The organism is Serratia nevei, assembly GCF_024160145.1.
Taxonomy (GTDB): Bacteria; Pseudomonadota; Gammaproteobacteria; order Enterobacterales; family Enterobacteriaceae; genus Serratia; species Serratia nevei_A.
The window spans coordinates 1-247 of sequence record NZ_JAMYWQ010000214.1 but is presented as its reverse complement, the minus strand read 5'-3'; the positions used below and the strand labels follow the sequence as shown (position 1 = coordinate 247).

At 45.7% G+C, this 247-nt stretch carries 1 rRNA gene; it reads left to right on the top strand.

Features of this window, described 5'->3' with window-relative positions:
* Nucleotides 1–149: 149 nt before the first annotated feature.
* A 23S ribosomal RNA gene (locus M6G53_RS25430) occupies nt 150–247 on the top strand; the annotation flags it as partial.

The window sequence follows — 247 nt, the reverse complement described above, 5'->3', positions numbered from 1 at the left end:
TTGCTCTTTAACAATCTGGAACAAGCTGAAAATTGAAACATGACGGCTGAAATTTATCCCTCCGTAGATGTATTGGGATAAAGAGTAACCTGTCATAGAGTCTCTCAAATGTTTGCAGCGCGAACGATGGAAACATCTTCGGGTTGTGAGGTTAAGTGACTAAGCGTACACGGTGGATGCCTAGGCAGTCAGAGGCGATGAAGGGCGTGCTAATCTGCGAAAAGCGTCGGTAAGGTGATATGAACCG